This window comes from Acinetobacter sp. 8I-beige (assembly GCF_902505955.1).
Classification (GTDB): Bacteria; Pseudomonadota; Gammaproteobacteria; order Pseudomonadales; family Moraxellaceae; genus Acinetobacter; species Acinetobacter johnsonii.
The window spans coordinates 337,623-354,929 of record NZ_LR732790.1 but is presented as its reverse complement, the minus strand read 5'-3'; the positions used below and the strand labels follow the sequence as shown (position 1 = coordinate 354,929).

The following is a 17,307-nucleotide window of genomic DNA, read 5'->3' as shown; positions in this document are numbered from 1 at the left end:
TGTCTGGGAACTAAGAACACTCATGGCAGCACCGTTCTTTGAGTCAAAACGGTTGCCACCTTTAACCATATGAGGAGTCCTACATGGAACACATCGAACGTGAATCGATGGAGTTTGACGTAGTCATCGTTGGCGCAGGCCCTGCTGGCCTTTCTGCTGCGATTAAAATTCGTCAACTTGCAATTGAAAACAACCTTAATGATCTGTCCGTTTGTGTCGTAGAAAAAGGCTCTGAAGTTGGTGCGCATATCCTTTCAGGTGCTGTGCTCGAACCGCGTGCGATCAATGAGTTGTTCCCTAACTGGAAAGAAGAAGGCGCGCCTTTAAATGTTCCAGTAACTGAAGATAAAACATATTTCTTAATGTCTGCTGAAAAGTCACAAGAAGCGCCACACTGGATGGTTCCTAAAACCATGCATAATGATGGCAACTATGTGATTTCACTCGGTAACGTGGTGCGTTGGTTAGGCCAAAAAGCTGAAGAATTAGAAGTTTCTATTTTCCCAGGTTTTGCTGCATCTGAAATTCTTTATCATGCCGATGGTACCGTTAAAGGCATCCAAACCGGTGATATGGGGATTGGTAAAGATGGTGAACCAACACATAACTTTACCCCGGGCTATGAACTACATGCCAAATACACGATTTTTGCGGAAGGCTGTCGTGGTCATTTAGGTAAGCGCCTGATTGCCAAGTTTGATCTCGATAAAGATGCAGACCCTCAACACTATGGTATCGGCATCAAAGAACTATGGGAAATTGACCCTGCAAAACACAAACCAGGTTTGGTGATGCACGGTGCAGGTTGGCCTCTAGCTGAAACCGGTTCTTCTGGTGGTTGGTGGTTATATCACGCTGAAAACAACCAAGTTACTTTGGGTATGATCGTAGATTTATCTTACGAAAACCCACACATGTATCCATTTGCAGAAATGCAACGCTGGAAAACGCATCCACTGATTAAGCAATATCTTGAAGGCGGTAAGCGTATTTCTTATGGCGCACGTGCTGTTGTCAAAGGCGGTTTCAACTCTCTGCCGAAGTTCACCTTCCCAGGTGGTTCTTTAATTGGTGATGATGCAGGCTTCCTAAACTTCGCTAAAATTAAAGGCTCTCACACTGCCATGAAATCGGGCATGTTGTGTGGCGAAGCGGTATTCGAAGCGATTCAAGCTGGCGTTGAAAAAGGTGGTGACCTTGCCATTGCACGTGTGCTTGAAGGTGAAGACTTCTTTGCAAAAGAGTTAACCGCTTACACAGACAAGTTCAACAACAGCTGGTTAAAAGAAGAGTTATATCGTTCTCGTAACTTTGGCCCAGCAATGCACAAATTTGGCACGTTCGGTGGTGGTGCATTTAACTTCATCGATCAAAATGTATTTAAGGTCCCGTTTACACTGCATGACTTAGTGCCTGACTTCAGTACACTGAAAACTGTAGATGCAGCAACAGTGAAACCGAACTATCCAAAACCAGATGGTAAGTTGACCTTTGACCGTTTATCTTCAGTATTTGTATCGAATACGGTGCATGAAGAAAATCAGCCAGCACACTTGAAACTGACTGATGCTTCTATTCCTGTGAATGTAAACCTACCAAAATGGGACGAGCCAGCTCAGCGCTACTGCCCTGCTGGTGTTTATGAAATTATGGAAGAGAACGATGGTTCGAAGCGTTTCCAAATTAACGCGGCTAACTGTGTGCACTGTAAAACGTGTGATATTAAAGATCCATCTCAGAACATTACTTGGGTAACTCCTGAGGGTGGTGGTGGTCCGAATTACCCTAATATGTAATTCCTTACGACACGGCAAAGCGGTTGCTTTGCTAACCGTGTCTCATACCCGAACATGTAATGTTAAAACGGGCTTGCGCTGAGGCGCATTTCCGAGCAAGTAATCGCTTTTAGATTAAAAAAATCCCTTCAGCATTGAAGGGATTTTTTTAATTAATAGGCATCTGACTTTTTGCTAAAAACCATCACTGTTGGCCCTATCGCGGTATGTCCAACCCCATGATCTTGATAAATTTCAATCCGATAATCGGAACACTGATAGACATATTTATTTTCAGCTTGTTTCCAGCCGTTTTGCGCCACCTGAAAGCGTTTTAATACTCGACTTTTAAAAACATCTAAATCGGTTTCATACGTCGCAAGTGGCCCATCTAGAAAACTTAAACTGTATGAAATAATCATTTTAGAATGCGGATCGTAACGAATATGCTGAACCCAGCTCACACCTGCTTTTTTAATTTGTGTATCTACACCTTGTGCAAATTCAAACTGATAATTATCGCCCCCTAAAATAACCGCTTTTGCGGTGGGATGATGCTGTTGAAATTCACGAATATGCTGTCCAATTTTTAAACCTGCAACATTCATCGTACCTACAGGAACTTCACAAGATTTTGCCCAAGAAATTGAACAAAATAATGCAAAAATATGAGCCCATAAGAACACATTTATTCTTTTCATTCTGATTTCCTTGGATGAACTTGATTTCTTTTTCTTTACTCAAGCTCATTTTAAAAGGCTAAGACAAATGTCCTAACCTTTTTTAACTAAATAATGAAATTCTTTATTGCCGTTTTCGTCTAAGCGCTCTTCTTGCAGCAAAAGTTCATGCCCAAGATGCATACAAAATTTCGGAATATCCCATGAAGTTGAATTGTCCGTTGCAAACACCTCCACTACATCTCCCGATTTAGACTTGCGAATGGCTTGATGCAACATCATCACAGGCTCTGGACAGCGTAAACCACGGGTGTTTAATTGGATGCTTGGGCTCACTTCCAAATCAGACATATATAAAACTCAAAAATTTAAAAACTTGCCAATTTTAACACAACTGCCCATTTCGCATATCTGTTTGCATAGCTTGATGGCAGATGAACCTCGTATTTAAAAGTATTGATCTAATCATTCATGCAATCCTTGCTTAATTACAATAGACAACTGTGTTTTCTACGGTATGATAAAATTAAGTTTTTTAGATATTAAGCGTCTTTAGGAAAGATCATGCACGAGGAATCAGGCCCGTCGTGGGGAATGCGTGGCTTACGCAAATGGTTAGGTACTGCGCCAGAAACTCGCGATGAACTGTTAAAGTTAGTTCAAGATTCACGTCGTTTTTTAGAACCCGACACTGTTGCGATGTTAGAAGGCGTATTAGACCTTCCAGCAACCAAAGTCCGCGAGGTCATGACACCGCGTACATCAATGATTAGCCTACAAGAAGATGATGAGTTACTCGACATTTTGCATACTCTGGTTGAGTCGGCACATTCGCGTTTCCCTGTCTTTTCATCAGATCAACCAGACAATGTCGTGGGCATTTTATTGGCCAAAGACTTATTGCCTTTTTTGACTGAACCAAACAATAAAGTGGATATACGTGCGCTGATGCGCCAACCTTTATATGTCCCTGAAAGCGCACGCTCAGACCAAGTGCTTCGCATGTTGAAAAACACCCAAACGCATATTGCGGTGGTGATTGATGAATATGGCACGACCTCAGGTTTAGTGACGTTAGAAGATATTTTGGAAGAGATCGTCGGTGAAATTGAAGATGAACACGACAAGATCGATGAAGAAGCGGAATATATTATTCCTGACAATGACCCAACGACCGCAAATACTTGGCTGGTTCAAGCACTTACACCAATCGAACACTTTAACAATCTTTTAGATGCAGACTTTTCTGATGATGAGGTTGAAACTGTGGGCGGTTTATTGCTTCAAGAAATTGGTTTAGTGAGTGATTTACAAGGTCAGGTGATTGATCTTGAAAATTGGGAATTTACCATTGTAGAAGCAGATGCACGTTCTATTCATCTGATTCGAGCCGTTCGTAAATGAGAGCTTACTTTGACAAACTGTTAACCCCCAATCCACAACAAAAACAGTTACCTTTAATTTATCCGCTTCTAATTGCCTTATTCTCAGGGGCTGTCTTTAGTTTTGCACTAGCACCTTATCATTATTGGTGGTTGGCAATCTTATCCCCTGCACTGCTCTACGCCACTTTACGCAGGCGCAGTGCAAAGCAGGCCTTTGGTATTGGTTGGGCCTATGGTTTTGGCCTATGGTTCGTGGGGGCTTTTTGGCTCTACACTTCCATCCATGTCTATGGCGATACCAACAGTGCCTTAAGTGTCGGTATGATCGGCATTATGGCCTTGGTCATGGGCTTATTCACGGCTGTCCAAAGCTTTATTTACCGCCGTTTTTTCCCTGAAACGCCACTAACCTTCGCTCCGCTTTGGGTGCTTTTTGAATGGGCAAAAACGTGGGTTTTCACAGGCTTCCCATGGCTGTTTGCAGGCTATGCCTTTACCGAACGATTACTGGATGGTTATGCGCCATTATTTGGTATCTTCGGGGTGTCATTTGTGGTCTTAGTGTTGGCCTGCGCACTGGTCGAAGTTTTAAACCGTCGCGTCTTTTGGGTCATTCCTTCTGCTTTATTGGTACTTGGTGCATGGGGCGCATCAAAAATTGAATTCGTCTCCGCAAAAAATACGCAGCCATTATCGGTTTCTTTAATTCAAGGCAATATCCCACAAGACTTAAAATGGCTCACTGAGTATCAACTAAAAACACTTGGAATCTATGCTGATTTAACCAAAACAGAATGGGGACGAGACCTCATTGTTTGGCCTGAATCCTCTATTCCGATGTTCCAAAGTGATATCGAACCCTTTTTAGCTGCAATGACAGCACAGGCCAAGAAAACCAACACGGCGTGGGTCACCGGTATTCCATACTGGGATATTTCAGGCTCTGAAGCGGCAGGTCGACCACTGTACTACAACAGCATTATGGCCAATGGTGCTGAAGCCGAAGGACTCTATAAAAAGCAACGTTTAGTGCCTTTTGGTGAATATATTCCACTATCCGGTTTACTGAAATGGGTGTTGCCTGCCATGCAGAATGATCCGTCGATGAGTGGTTTTTCACGTGGCGAACAACAGCAACAACCGCTTTCTATTCATCAGCAGCACTTAGGCGCGGCCATTTGCTATGAAGTGGCTTATCCGAACTTGACGCGTCGTAATGCCAGCCAAAGTGATTTCTTGGTGACAGTTTCCAATGATGCATGGTTTACAGGAACCGCAGGCCCTTTACAGCATTTACAGATGGTTCAAATGCGTGCCAAAGAAAATGGACGCTGGTTTATCCGTGCCACTAATACAGGCGTGACGGCGTTTATTGACCATCAAGGGCATATCGTAAAACGTGCTCCGCAAGATGTAGCAACCGTACTTCGCGGCGAACTGCCTGCTATGCAAGGTCAAACGCTGTATACCCGTTTAAGTGACTGGCCAATTTTAGGTTTCTCAGTCTTTTTACTGATCTTGGGCTGGATCTATCGTCCACGTAAAGTCGATGTTTCGTTTAAGTCTCGTCGATAATTGCTATTGTTAGATCAGACTTTTCCAAAGAAAACCCCAAGCTGAGCTTGGGGTTTTCTTTTTCAGCTATAGTAGCTTGGTGCCTACTGGAACCTCTGTATCAGGCACACACAGCACCACGCCTGCATCTGAATCATGAAAGCCAGTCACTAAGCACTCAGACTGGATAGGACCAATTTGTTTGTTTGGAAAGTTAACCACTGCCACCACCAATTTACCCAATAACAGTTCAGGTTGATAACGCTCAGTAATCTGCGCACTCGATTTCTTAATGCCAATGTCATGGCCAAAGTCGACATGTAAAATATAAGCGGGCTTACGTGCCTGCTCAAAAACTTCGGCCTGAATAATTCGCCCGACTCGGAGCTCGACTTTTAAAAAATCTGCCCAATCAATCTGTTCCATATTTCACTCTATATTTATATTTTCTACAGTATAGGGAGCGAACACTAGGATCATATACGACGAAACAGACAAGCGATCCTATCTTTCCGCCATTCTTCATGACGCAATAAAAAACCGAGCGTATGTGCTCGGTTTTTTTATCACAACTATAAATGTCAGAATTAAATTTGACTGACCAAATAGGACACCATACCGGCTAAAAAGAGCATCGGGGTATAACGGTAGAACATGACCACTTTTTGTTCTAATGCTGTAATCTGTACTTGATCGAGTGTGAGTACGGTTGCTTTTAACGCAGACCAAAAGCTTAAAACCGCCCATGTGCTGAACAGACTGATTGCAAAGAAACCCACCATAATTTGGCTGCTGCCTTCAGTCGACTGCCAGACACTTAAAATACCTTGAGCAACAGGAAGCATACTCAAAATCAAAAGAACAGATTTGAGCATCGACCAATGGAATTGGCTCATTTCATCCAACAAGGTTAATGCTTTCATTCTATTCTCCTCAGGCAAATCAGTTGCCATTGAGAACATTATGCAAGGATTTAAATAAATAAAAAGCCTATTTTTATCCATAATTTACATTATTTGTAATCAATAAATATGGGAATAATTCTTATTATAAATCTCAGCTGATGTTTATTATATTTAATATTTTAAAATCATAATCTTAGATATTAATTTTAAATTAAGATGTATTATCATTACAGTCCACATTGACATAACCTATGCACTGTAATGATATATTCAATTAAACCCAATATATAATAATTCTCAATTAAGGTTGATACTGAATATCAGCATCGGTTTCTTCGCCACCTTGCTGTCCATCTGCGCCAAAAGAATATAAATCAAATGGTCGTCCATCGGTCCCAGGTGCAACATATTGAATGTCATTATCCCAACTGTCTTTCGGATATCCACCTTTCACATAACCGCCTGGTAACCAATTTTTTGCAGACTCAGGCTTATTCACCAAAGCATCAAGTCCACCCTCTTGCATCGAAGGGTATTTATCATTGTCCAATTTATATTGATCCAATGCCGCAGCAACACCTTTGAGGGTAATGACAGTGGTGTCCACTTTGGCTTTTTCACCCCGTCCCATCACATTGGGAACAATTAAGGCTGCCAACACACCTAAAATAACAATCACCACCATGACTTCAATTAAGGTAAAGCCTGAAGCTTGGCGTCTATAGATTTTTGATTGCATGTGAATTTTCTCTTCCATCTTATATTTTTAAAATTAAATCATATTGTTCATGTTGACGATTGGTAGCATCACGGCTATCACAATCACCAAGACAATGCTTGCCATCAGAACCAACATCAGTGGCTCAAGTAAAGCCAGCAAGGTCGATATGAGCGTTGTCACCTCTCGGTCTTGCATGGTCGATGCGCGTTCCAACATCCGATCCAATTCACCCGACGTTTCACCACTTTTAATCATTTGTACCATCATCGGTGGGAAATAACCACTGCGCTCCAGCTGGGTCGCAAGGTTTCCACCTTCAGTCACTTTTTCTGCGGCATGATTGACCGCATCGCGAATCACCCAGTTATTACTTACCGCCGCGCCAATTTTTAACGCATCCACCAAGGGCACACCTGACTGGGTCAAAATCGATAAGGTACTGGCAAAGCGTGCGGCATTTATACCACGTGAAAGTTTACCGAATAATGGCAGTTTGAGCGTTAAACGATCAAAGGCATAATGCCCTGCTGTAGTTCTTAAAAATCGCAGTAATAAGCCGATGCCCAGTACACTGCCCACCAATAAAAATGGCCATGCCACTCGAATAAAATCACTGGCTTTCATTAATGCAACCGTAATCCATGGCAAGGCATCTTTGCTTTGGTCAAAGGTTTTGACAATGTCAGGCACCACATAAGTCATGAGCCCCATCACGATGGCAAAAGACATCAGCATTAAAATAATCGGATAAATCATCGCGCCTTGAATTTTCTTTTGCATTGCAAAGCGATTTTCGGTGTAGTCTGCCAGCTGATCTAAAATTAAGTCTAAATGCCCTGAACGCTCGCCAGCGGCAATCGTGGCAATATACAACTCTGGAAAACGTCCAGATTGCTGTAAACCCTGCGCCAATGAGTGACCTTCCAATACTTTAGAACGTACTGACATCAATAGATTTTGTACATGTGTTTTTTCTGACTGCTTTCCAACCGCACGAATGGCTTCTTCCAACGGAATGGCCGCCGCCACAAGTACCGAAAGTTGACGTGTCAATAAAGCCAAATCATAGGCGGTAATTTGTTTTTGAAACCATGTTTTACTGCTGTGCTTATCTTTTTGTTCAACAGGATCAACCGAGACTGGAATCAGCGCTTTATCACGAAGTTGTTGCCGAATTTGACGTGCTGAATCCCCTTCGAGCACGCCTTTTTGCTGCTTTCCTGCGGCATCGAGTGCGGTAAATTGATATGCTGGCATGTTTACGCTTTCTAATTGTCCATTTAGTCATTTGGCGCTGTTGCATGTCGGCACCAAAATCATTCATATTCTAAGTTATAAATTATGTCATCACTCTAACACAACTCATTCATCGCACAACGACAATTTCATCAGGACATTTTGAGCTTTTTATGCCAGAAAATACACTTTCCACAACACCAAGCTACCGTATTCGTGTGGCTGTTCCCGTTTATCTATATGACTGTTTTGACTATAGTTTAACGGCTGAACAATACCACCAAGCTGAAGTGGGTGCACGTGTGGCTGTCTCATTTGGTCGCCAAAATGTGGTCGGTGTCATTGTTGAGAAACTCACTGATGAGAAACCACTCGATTTAGGCTTTAAACTCAAAGCCATAACTGAGTTGCTCGATGACAACGCTATTCTAGATGTTAAAGTTTTAAGTTTATTGACATGGTCAGCGCAATATTACCAATTTCCGATTGGTGAAGTGATGCATGCTGCTTTGCCCAGCTTTTTACGCCAAGGCAAACCTTATAACTTACTGGCGCGGATGTGGAAGCTGATTGATGATCATGCCGAAGACAAATTGAAGCGTTCTGAAAAACAACAAGATGCCTATAAAATTTTAAAGCTGCATCCCACAGGAACGTCTGAAAACATTTTAAATTTGGCTGGCATTGAAACTGCGACCTTAAAGGCCTTAGAAAAAAAGCAAATCACCCAGTGCATACTTGAAGCTCAAGACTTTAAACCACAAGCGATGACGCTGGCGCAAATGCCTCTCACGCCCAATGATGAACAAAAGCGTGCCATTCAAAACATTCTCAAAGCTCGTCATAGCTACCACGCTTTCTTACTGGATGGTTTAACCGGTAGTGGGAAAACTGAAGTCTATTTGCAAGTCATGCAAGAGGTTTTAAAACAAGGCAAACAAGTTTTGGTATTAGTGCCTGAAATTGGTCTCACCCCACAAACAGTGAGCCGTTTCCAGTCACGTTTTCACTGTCATATTGCGCTACTACATTCAGGTTTAAATGATTCTAAGCGCCTTCAAGCCTGGCAAAGCGCGCAAACGGGAAAAGCTTCGATTGTGATTGGCACACGTTCTGCCATCTATACGCCCCTTCCACATTTGGGTTTGATTGTCTTAGATGAAGAACATGACTTATCTTTCAAGCAACAAGAAGGCTTCCGCTACCACGCTCGTGATGTGGCTTTATACCGTGCGCACTTAGAAAACTGTCCGATTATCCTCGGTTCGGCAACGCCAAGTATCGACAGTTATGCGTTGGTCGAACAAGGTAAAATGACCCGTTTGGAGTTGGACCAACGTGCAGGTGTGGCCGTGATGCCGAAAATGCATGTGATCGATCTGAAAGTGGCACAAAAACAAAATGGCATCAGCCAACAGCTGATTCATGAAGTACAAAAGCGCTTAGACAAAAAAGAACAGGTGCTGATTTTCTTAAATCGTCGTGGCTATGCGCCTGTGTTGATTTGTGAAAGTTGTGGCTGGCAGGCCAAGTGCCCCCACTGCGATGCCAATTTTACCGTACATCGACAGCCCTATCAGCATTTGCACTGTCACCACTGCGGCACCATCCACCGCATGCCTGAACACTGCCCACAATGTCAGCATAGCGAACTAAAACCAATTGGTTTAGGCACCGCAAAAGTTGAAGAAAACCTACAAGAACTGTTCCCAAATTTTGACGTAATTCGGGTTGATCGTGACTCGACCAGTCGGGTCGGCAGCTGGCAAAAAATCTATAACAAGATTCAGAAAAGTGAACCCATCATTTTGCTCGGCACCCAAATGCTGGCCAAAGGACATCACTTTCCTTATGTGACTTTGGTGGCGATTTTAGACATTGACTCAGGCTTACTCAGTGTTGACTTTCGTGCCACAGAACGTACTGCACAGCTCATCATCCAAGTCGCTGGACGTGCTGGGCGTGGCGAGAAAAAAGGCGAAGTCTATTTACAAACTCTACGTCCAGATCATCCTTTGCTGAATACCCTGCTGGAATCGGGCTATCGCAGCTTTGCCAAGCAAACGTTGAAAGAGCGTAAAGCTGCATGGATGCCACCTTATCGCTATGCGGCTTTATTGCGCTGTGAATCCAAAGACCAAGAACTGAACCAAAACTTTTTACAAGAGCATGCGCAAGCACTGCGCCAAGCCTCCGAAAACAGTATTGATATTTGGGGGCCCATTCCTGCGCCGATGGAACGTAAAGCAGGCCGCTATCAAGCGCATATGGTACTACTGTCCAAAGATCGTGCGCGGATGCATTTTTACATTCGTCAGTGGTGGCAAAATGTCTGGCATAACAAACCGCATGGTATGAAATTGAGCCTTGATATTGATCCACAAGAGTTAAGTTAAGACTTGACGTGAATAAGGTTTAGACCTGAGTCGCGTTCTCCCTTAAACTTCCAACATAAAGAAAAAAATTTAGGACAGGGCAATGTCTCTACTGCTTCAAATCACCCTCTTTTTGGCTGCGGCACTGATGATCGTTCCGTTGGCTAAACGGCTGGGGATTGCCACGGTACTCGGCTATTTATTTACAGGCATTTTACTCGGTCCCAGTGTATTCAATGTCGTCCATGACCCTGAAGACATTCATAAACTCGCTGAATACGGCGTGATTTTCTTGATGTTCATTATTGGACTAGAACTTCGCCCACAACGTTTATGGGAAATGCGTAAATCCATTTTTGTGATGGGCAGTTTGCAAGTGATGCTCTGCGGCGTGCTACTGGCGTGCATCGTCTTTTTTGCCCTACAACAACAGATTGCAGCCAGTGTCGTGATTGGTTTTGCCCTTGCCCTCTCCTCTACTGCGTTTGTGTTACAGCTGCTCAGCGAAAAACAGCAGCTCAATACCACTTTTGGTCAGCAGTCCTTTTCCATTTTACTCTTTCAAGATATTGCCGCGATTCCGCTGATTGCGATTATCCCCCTTCTTGCGGGAACAAACTCAACCCATCATGGCGTGGCCTACTTTGCAGCGATTGTTGCTACCTTTACAGGCTTGTTTTTATTTAGCCGCTACCTCATGCGCCCTTTTTTCCGCTTTGTGGCTAAAAGTGGCGCGCACGAACTGATTACTGCAGTCGGTTTGTTTATTGTCTTAGGCGTGGTCGCGCTGATGGATGTCTTAGGCATCAGTACCACCTTGGGCGCATTTTTAACTGGGGTACTTCTAGCTGACTCTGAATTCCGTCATGAACTGGAAGCCAGTATTGCACCATTTAAAGGTCTACTTCTCGGTCTATTTTTCATGACCGTCGGGATGAGCACGCAAGTTTCGCTGCTGTGGGAAAGCCCAAGTCTGATTATTGGCGGTGCGTTATTGCTGATGTTGGTCAAACTGCTGGCGTTAACGGCCATCGCTCGCTACTTCGAGTTTTCATGGCGCAATAGTTTGATGCTGGCCACTTGTTTGGCACAAGGCGGTGAATTTGCTTTTGTGGTGCTCAATGTTGCCATGAGTGAACACGTGATTACGCAAGCCATTTTAGAGCCGATCAATTTAATCGTGACGTTGTCGATGATTCTGACGCCTATTCTATACTGGCTAATGAGTTCGTGGGTGGTGCCTCTATTCGAGAAAGAAACTACACCTGTCTATGATGAGATTCCTGAACAGCATAACCCGATGATCATTGCTGGCTTTGGCCGTGTCGGACAAATTGTGGCACGACTGGTTCACTTACAGCACCAAACCTTCACGGCGATTGACAGCAATATCGACAAGGTCGATTTCGTTCGCAACTATGGTGGTAAACTCTACTATGGTGATGCCACTCAACCCGATATCCTGCGTGCAGCCGGTATCGAACATGCCAAAGTGTTTGTGTTAGCCATTGATGATATTGAAGACTCGATGAATGTGGCACGCCATATCCGGCTCAATTATCCAGATTTAAACTTGCTGGTGCGGGCACGGGATCGACATCATGTGCATTTGTTGCGTGACTTGGGGGTAGAACATATTTGGCGTGAAACCTATTTATCGTCTTTAGGGATGGCCTATTTTGCCCTGCGTAATTTAGGCATTGCAGAACAAGATGCTTATAAGAGCATTGAGTTATTTCGCGATTATGATGAAAAACTGCTCGCACAGCAGCAAAGTATTTATAACGACGAACAGAAGGTCTATGAAACACATCGTAACGCTCTAGCCGAATTAGAACACTTATTTGAAAGTGATACGCAGCTCCGTCAAAGTCCTGTCGGCGTTGACCTACAACGCGAGTTACAACATGACCGAATAGATGTAACACGGGATGAAGTAAAATGACTTGTGTTTTACAATATCGTCACCATTAAGACAGGATATTGGAGAAATTTATGTCTGATTTGCGTCAACGCTTTTATATTGAAGATAGTCCTGTTCGTGGTGAAGTGGTTCATCTAGAAGAAACCCTACAAACCATCTTGGCGCAGCGTGATTATGCACCTGCAGTCCAAGTGCTGTTAGGTGAAATGCTCAGTGCCACGGCATTACTTGCCAGTACTTTAAAAATTAAAGGCCGTATTAGTTTACAAATTCAGGCTTCAGGTAGTTTCAAATGGGCCATGGCTGAATGTAATCACCTTGGTGAAGTACGTGCCTTGGCGGATTATGAAGCAGATCCTCGCTTTAATGCTGCCGACAGCAGCAGTACGGTATTGAGCACCCTCATTAGCCCTGTACTATTTATTAATATTGAGCCCGAATTTGGTGAGCGTTATCAAGGGATTGTGGCTTTAGACAAGCCAAATCTTGCAGGTTGTTTAATGCAGTACTATGACCTGTCTGCCCAAATTCCAACGCGTATTGTTTTGGCCAGTTCATCCCAGCGTGCTGGCGGTTTACTCATTCAGCTGTTACCACGTAACAGTGAAGAAGAACAAGAACGTGTCGACCAAGACTTATGGCCACGTCTGACCATGTTGACTGAAACGCTCAAAATCGAAGAGTTAACCGATTTAGAGTCCAGTGAAATTCTTTACCGTTTATACAACGAAGAAGAAGTACGCTTACCTGAGGTTGAAGTACTGAAATTTGGCTGTACCTGTTCTAAAGAACGTTGTGCTCAAGCGCTTGAACAAATTGGCGCTGAAGCCGTTCGTGAAACGCTAGAACATCAAAACCCGATTACCATGGACTGCCAGTTCTGTAACACGCAATATAGCTTTAGTGCAGAAGAAGCCTTGGGTTTATTTGGTGAACACTTAAGCTAAGCGCGTCATGTGCAATAAAAAAAGAGCAACTAAATTGCTCTTTTTTTATGCCTTTGTTCTCATAAAAATAAGATAATTCAAATGATTCATCACTTTTATTCATAGATATTTCACTGGTCACACCGCTTAAATTTCGTTATAAATAAACCCATAATTTTTATATGTCTTTATTTTTCTCTTCCATTGGGGTTTTATCATCATGAAATTTTCTTGCAGTCTTTTCGTACTCAGCAGTTTATGCGCCTTCTCCTGTTTTGCAGCCACCGATCCTTTGGTCGGCAAATGGAAAACCATCGATGACAAAACAGGATACTCTCTCAGTGATGTCATGATTGAAAAAGACAAAAACAATAGCTATAAAGCGGTCATCGTAAGTACGCGAGAAATTCCAGGTGCGGTAAAAATAGAAAACTGTAGTAAGTGTGATGGTGTCCATAAAAATCAGCCCATCGTCGGCATGACAACGCTCAGCCATTTGCAGTTAGACAATGCCAAAGATTCAACCTATAGCCATGGACAGCTCCTCGACCCTTTCACAGGGCTACGTTATGACGCATATGCACGACTTAGCAACAATGGTAAGCACTTACGAATTCGAGGAACTTCGACCGAAAATGGCGGTGGGCGCAACATCACATGGGTCAAATATTAAGTATCCCTCATCCATCAAAGCCCCTTTCATTGGGGCTTTTTTCTTGTCATGTTTTGAAACAATAAGGAACATATCTTTACTGTTGAAATCTATTGAAAGGCTGAATAATGATTAAAACTTAATCAATTTATTTAATCTTATTTATGCCGAAGAACCATTATGAAATACTCGGTTTAACGCGAGATGCGACCGCCGAACAAATTAAAAAAGCCTATCGAAAATTGGCACGTAAGTATCATCCCGATGTCAGTAAGGAGCCTGATGCTGAAACGCGTATGCAAGAATTGAATGTCGCCTATGACACCTTAAGTGATGAAACGAAAAAAGCAGAATATGACTTTGAACTCGATCATCCGCAAGGCTCACAGCAATTCAACCCCAATGCAGGCTTTGGCGGTTTTGAAGAGGCATTTAGGAATGCCCAAGGCGGACAACAAGCACATGATTTTTCAGGATTTGAAGACTTATTTGGCCGTTTTGGTTCAGGTTTTGGAGGGTCAAACTATCAATATCAACGCCAAAATAGCACTCGCCATAAAGGCGAAGACCAACATGCGCGTTTAGAGGTCGATATTGAGGTTGGATTCCACGGTACCACCCAAACCATTACCTTACAGATTCCCACTTTAAATGCCTATGGTGAAGCGGAAATTCAGCGCAAAACGCTGGAAGTTAAAATTCCCAAAGGCATGAAAGAAGGGCAACAAATTCGCTTAAGTGGTCAAGGACAGTCAGGTATTCAGGGTGGTGAAAATGGCGACCTGTATATCGAAATTTATTACAAAGATACGGAGACCACGCGCGTTGAAGGAGTTGATGTCTATCACCAACTGAATATCAGTCCTTGGGAAGCCGCTTTGGGGCAAAGCATCACCGCCGCACTACCCAATGGTCGGACATTACAAATTCAAATTCCGAAAAATGCCAAAACGGGGCAGCAACTCCGTTTAAAAGATCAGGGGATTCCAGCCAAAAAGGCAGGACATTTATATTTAATTTTAAACATTGTTCAACCTCCTGCGCAGAGTGAGCAAGAACAGCAAACTTACCAAGCCTTTGCTGAAGCCTTCCCTCACTTTAAGCCGCGTCAGTCTTAAGGAGAAAATTATGACGACTATTCAATATCGTGAAATTATTTTAGACGGATGTCGACACGCTGAAATTGTTGATGAACAACATAGCTTTGATTTAAAGCATTTTGCTGAAGCCTGCGGACAAAGTCCTGAATGGGTTTTACAGCTGTTGGAATATGACATTCTGCCTAACCGACCCGATAACCGCATTCACCAATTTTTTGGTGATGATGTCTCACGTGCACGGCGAGCCTATCGCTTACAACGTGACTTTGATGCCAGCTTTACTGCAGTCGCAATGATGCTGGATTTGATTGAGGAAGTTCAAAAACTTCGTCGTGAAGTAAAACATTTACATCTCACTGACCCAGTTCAAACGACTCAACACTAGTTCTATAAAGAAAGATTGGCGCATGCCTTTCTTTCTTTTTTTATTTTTGAATAAGAGGATTAGACGGCAACCATGAAACTCAAAGTTTGTAATAAAAAGACTAAGCTCATGTTTCCTGAATACCGAGACATGATTCAACAGCTTAGAGAAGACAATCCGCATTTTTCTAAAATGTTTGACGACCATGAAGCTCTCGATCAGGAAATTTGTTTACTCGAACAAGACCCTGTCAGGATTCATCGTGGAGAGATTGAGCCCCTCAAACGCAAAAAGTTGTTCATTAAAGATCAGCTTTACCGGATTTTAAAAGGAGCCCAGTTAAAAACCTCTTAAATTAAATCTCCCAGCGACGCCCACATATCCGAATAATAAATTGAACAAGGATAGCGTCAGCATGTAAAGAAACACCTTAAAGCCCATTGGCTTTAATGGTCTATGTGGAAAATCACCGAATTATTTTAATTTGGTGATTTTCTCTAAATCTTTGATGGTGCCCTTCACGGTTTGCTTGATCGGCTCATAATCGATGAACCAAAACAAATTCATATGTTGATCCGCATGCTGCTGTGCCAACATATCAATGACACTTTTTTCGCCACGCCCAACCAAATGACGTCTATAAAAATAATACAGCAGAATCAATGTCGTCATTAACATGATGCCCAACATGATCCAAAACCCTGTTGGAGACTTCAGCCCCGGAATAAACTCGAAGTTCATACCATACACCCCTGTCAACAAGGTTAGCGGCGCAAAAATCGCGGTAATAATGGCTAAAATCCGCATGTTTTCATTAGTTTGATTGGCAATGGCTGAAAAATGTAGATCAATAGCTGCTTGCACTGCATTTCTCAAGCGAATGGTATGCTTTTGAATACGTTCAATATGACTGGTTAAATCATCGACACGTACCAGCATGATATCTTGTTTTTCGCTACGCTTTTTCCCTTTCAAGTGCGAATAATTATCGACAATTTCATCACGCAATTCCTGCAAAGTTTCGATTTGTTCTTCGCACAAATTTTCCACTTGTTGGAAAGCCATATTCTCTTGTAACAGTTGATGCCACTTGGTAAAACGACGATGGCCTTGTAAAAGCTCTTGCTGCCAAAACTCCACTCGACGCGTCAGAGGAACACGTAAATCAAGATAACCATCCACCATGTTATTGAGCAGTCTCAAGGTCAAATCTAAAGGCGTTGCGGGTAGTTTTCGGGGTTTATTATGCTCTTCAATCGGACGGCTCAACACCGTTTCCATACGCTGAATATAGCTTTCAACTTCTTTATTGCCCTGCTCTCTAACCGTAATCAAGACTTGCGGCGTGAGCATAAAACTAATCGGAGTCGTCGCCAGACCAAAAACCCGTTCATGTTTTTCAGTCGCTTGCGTATCAAGCTTGATTTGATCATCAGGTGTGATCAGCTTACGAAAGATCAGTAAGTCATAATCTTCCAAAGTGTCAAAGGCACAAGGATGTTCTAAATTTAGAATGTCACGCAGATGATATTCATTCATCCACAGTCCCGTTGCTGCATAAATGTCCTGTTGCCAATGTTCTGCCCGATTGACAACATCTTCACGGCTACACTCCACCCAAATAAACTCGGCTTCCTGCTCTGCAATCGGCTGTTTCTACACATAAGTATGCTGTGCGGTGGGATGTTGATAGAAATAATAGCTTTGCAT

16 protein-coding genes and 1 pseudogene are annotated in these 17,307 nt (G+C 42.9%); 10 read left to right on the top strand and 7 right to left on the bottom strand.

Annotation, left to right across the window (positions count from 1 at the left end; genetic code table 11):
* Positions 1 to 83: 83 nt before the first annotated feature.
* Entirely contained in the window at positions 84 to 1,796 is a 1,713-nt protein-coding gene (locus tag GVX98_RS01710) for an electron transfer flavoprotein-ubiquinone oxidoreductase (protein WP_004692627.1), read from the top strand.
* Between the two features lie 152 nt (positions 1,797 to 1,948).
* On the opposite strand, the gene GVX98_RS01705 is transcribed toward GVX98_RS01710, so the two are convergent.
* The gene (locus GVX98_RS01705; RefSeq protein WP_004978831.1) at positions 1,949 to 2,476 is read right to left on the bottom strand and encodes a hypothetical protein; all 528 of its coding nucleotides are present in this window, start codon (positions 2,474 to 2,476) and stop codon (positions 1,949 to 1,951) included.
* 72 nt (positions 2,477 to 2,548) lie between these two features.
* Positions 2,549 to 2,806 carry a sulfurtransferase TusA gene (gene tusA, locus GVX98_RS01700; protein ID WP_004692640.1) on the bottom strand — a complete coding sequence of 86 codons (258 nt, stop codon included), beginning with the start codon at positions 2,804 to 2,806 and terminating at the stop codon, positions 2,549 to 2,551.
* A 213-nt stretch (positions 2,807 to 3,019) separates the two neighbouring features.
* Between tusA and GVX98_RS01695 the strand changes: the two genes are divergently transcribed.
* A complete protein-coding gene (locus GVX98_RS01695) occupies positions 3,020 to 3,859 on the top strand; it encodes an HlyC/CorC family transporter (RefSeq protein ID WP_004978829.1) in 840 nt (279 codons plus the stop codon).
* On the top strand, positions 3,856 to 5,415 hold the full coding sequence (gene lnt, locus GVX98_RS01690) for an apolipoprotein N-acyltransferase (protein WP_159127086.1): 1,560 nt from the start codon (positions 3,856 to 3,858) through the stop codon (positions 5,413 to 5,415). Before GVX98_RS01695 ends, lnt begins: the two co-directional genes overlap by 4 nt.
* A gap of 66 nt (positions 5,416 to 5,481) precedes the next feature.
* Here the strand turns inward: lnt and GVX98_RS01685 are convergent, their stop codons facing one another.
* From GVX98_RS01685 to gspF, 4 genes are all read right to left on the bottom strand, one after another.
* Positions 5,482 to 5,820 carry a tRNA-binding protein gene (locus tag GVX98_RS01685; RefSeq protein ID WP_159127085.1) on the bottom strand — a complete coding sequence of 113 codons (339 nt, stop codon included), beginning with the start codon at positions 5,818 to 5,820 and terminating at the stop codon, positions 5,482 to 5,484.
* A gap of 161 nt (positions 5,821 to 5,981) precedes the next feature.
* Complete coding sequence (locus GVX98_RS01680; protein ID WP_159127084.1) at positions 5,982 to 6,317, bottom strand: hypothetical protein; 336 nt, start codon at positions 6,315 to 6,317, stop codon at positions 5,982 to 5,984.
* A gap of 283 nt (positions 6,318 to 6,600) precedes the next feature.
* The gene (gene gspG, locus GVX98_RS01675; RefSeq protein ID WP_058868821.1) at positions 6,601 to 7,038 is read right to left on the bottom strand and encodes a type II secretion system major pseudopilin GspG; all 438 of its coding nucleotides are present in this window, start codon (positions 7,036 to 7,038) and stop codon (positions 6,601 to 6,603) included.
* Between the two features lie 33 nt (positions 7,039 to 7,071).
* Positions 7,072 to 8,277, bottom strand: coding sequence for a type II secretion system inner membrane protein GspF (gspF, locus tag GVX98_RS01670; protein ID WP_058868820.1), 1,206 nt, complete (start codon positions 8,275 to 8,277; stop codon positions 7,072 to 7,074).
* Between the two features lie 152 nt (positions 8,278 to 8,429).
* Between gspF and GVX98_RS01665 the strand changes: the two genes are divergently transcribed.
* The 7 genes from GVX98_RS01665 (at position 8,430) to GVX98_RS01635 (ending at position 15,951) form a co-directional block, all read left to right on the top strand.
* Positions 8,430 to 10,652, top strand: coding sequence for a primosomal protein N' (locus GVX98_RS01665; RefSeq protein ID WP_159127083.1), 2,223 nt, complete (start codon positions 8,430 to 8,432; stop codon positions 10,650 to 10,652).
* A gap of 82 nt (positions 10,653 to 10,734) precedes the next feature.
* Positions 10,735 to 12,576 (top strand): monovalent cation:proton antiporter-2 (CPA2) family protein, encoded by a 1,842-nt coding sequence (locus tag GVX98_RS01660; RefSeq protein WP_087011238.1) that lies wholly within the window; start codon positions 10,735 to 10,737, stop codon positions 12,574 to 12,576.
* Between the two features lie 50 nt (positions 12,577 to 12,626).
* Positions 12,627 to 13,502, top strand: coding sequence for an Hsp33 family molecular chaperone HslO (locus tag GVX98_RS01655; RefSeq protein ID WP_004692657.1), 876 nt, complete (start codon positions 12,627 to 12,629; stop codon positions 13,500 to 13,502).
* A gap of 199 nt (positions 13,503 to 13,701) precedes the next feature.
* Positions 13,702 to 14,154, top strand: a complete 453-nt coding sequence (locus GVX98_RS01650) for a DUF2147 domain-containing protein (protein WP_159127082.1) — start codon at positions 13,702 to 13,704, stop codon at positions 14,152 to 14,154.
* A gap of 143 nt (positions 14,155 to 14,297) precedes the next feature.
* Complete coding sequence (locus tag GVX98_RS01645) at positions 14,298 to 15,251, top strand: DnaJ C-terminal domain-containing protein (protein ID WP_159127081.1); 954 nt, start codon at positions 14,298 to 14,300, stop codon at positions 15,249 to 15,251.
* A 10-nt stretch (positions 15,252 to 15,261) separates the two neighbouring features.
* On the top strand, positions 15,262 to 15,618 hold the full coding sequence (locus tag GVX98_RS01640; protein WP_004978810.1) for a chaperone modulator CbpM: 357 nt from the start codon (positions 15,262 to 15,264) through the stop codon (positions 15,616 to 15,618).
* Positions 15,619 to 15,690: 72 nt separating this feature from the next.
* A complete protein-coding gene (locus GVX98_RS01635) occupies positions 15,691 to 15,951 on the top strand; it encodes a YdcH family protein (protein ID WP_004692664.1) in 261 nt (86 codons plus the stop codon).
* A 120-nt stretch (positions 15,952 to 16,071) separates the two neighbouring features.
* On the opposite strand, the pseudogene GVX98_RS01630 reads toward GVX98_RS01635, so the two are convergent.
* A pseudogene (locus GVX98_RS01630) lies at positions 16,072 to 17,307 on the bottom strand (magnesium transporter CorA family protein).

What these genes read in the sequence shown, in the direction of transcription:
- GVX98_RS01695 (WP_004978829.1), top strand. Translation starts at nt 3,020, where the DNA reads ATGCACGAGGAATCAGGCCCGTCGTGGGGAATGCGTGGCTTACGCAAA.
- GVX98_RS01635 (WP_004692664.1), top strand. Translation starts at nt 15,691, where the DNA reads ATGAAACTCAAAGTTTGTAATAAAAAGACTAAGCTCATGTTTCCTGAA.
- tusA (WP_004692640.1), bottom strand. Translation starts at nt 2,806, where the DNA reads ATGTCTGATTTGGAAGTGAGCCCAAGCATCCAATTAAACACCCGTGGT.
- GVX98_RS01645 (WP_159127081.1), top strand. Translation starts at nt 14,298, where the DNA reads ATGCCGAAGAACCATTATGAAATACTCGGTTTAACGCGAGATGCGACC.
- GVX98_RS01660 (WP_087011238.1), top strand. Translation starts at nt 10,735, where the DNA reads ATGTCTCTACTGCTTCAAATCACCCTCTTTTTGGCTGCGGCACTGATG.
- lnt (WP_159127086.1), top strand. Translation starts at nt 3,856, where the DNA reads ATGAGAGCTTACTTTGACAAACTGTTAACCCCCAATCCACAACAAAAA.
- GVX98_RS01710 (WP_004692627.1), top strand. Translation starts at nt 84, where the DNA reads ATGGAACACATCGAACGTGAATCGATGGAGTTTGACGTAGTCATCGTT.
- GVX98_RS01705 (WP_004978831.1), bottom strand. Translation starts at nt 2,476, where the DNA reads ATGAAAAGAATAAATGTGTTCTTATGGGCTCATATTTTTGCATTATTT.
- GVX98_RS01680 (WP_159127084.1), bottom strand. Translation starts at nt 6,317, where the DNA reads ATGAAAGCATTAACCTTGTTGGATGAAATGAGCCAATTCCATTGGTCG.
- gspF (WP_058868820.1), bottom strand. Translation starts at nt 8,277, where the DNA reads ATGCCAGCATATCAATTTACCGCACTCGATGCCGCAGGAAAGCAGCAA.
- GVX98_RS01655 (WP_004692657.1), top strand. Translation starts at nt 12,627, where the DNA reads ATGTCTGATTTGCGTCAACGCTTTTATATTGAAGATAGTCCTGTTCGT.
- GVX98_RS01640 (WP_004978810.1), top strand. Translation starts at nt 15,262, where the DNA reads ATGACGACTATTCAATATCGTGAAATTATTTTAGACGGATGTCGACAC.
- gspG (WP_058868821.1), bottom strand. Translation starts at nt 7,038, where the DNA reads ATGCAATCAAAAATCTATAGACGCCAAGCTTCAGGCTTTACCTTAATT.
- GVX98_RS01650 (WP_159127082.1), top strand. Translation starts at nt 13,702, where the DNA reads ATGAAATTTTCTTGCAGTCTTTTCGTACTCAGCAGTTTATGCGCCTTC.
- GVX98_RS01685 (WP_159127085.1), bottom strand. Translation starts at nt 5,820, where the DNA reads ATGGAACAGATTGATTGGGCAGATTTTTTAAAAGTCGAGCTCCGAGTC.
- GVX98_RS01665 (WP_159127083.1), top strand. Translation starts at nt 8,430, where the DNA reads ATGCCAGAAAATACACTTTCCACAACACCAAGCTACCGTATTCGTGTG.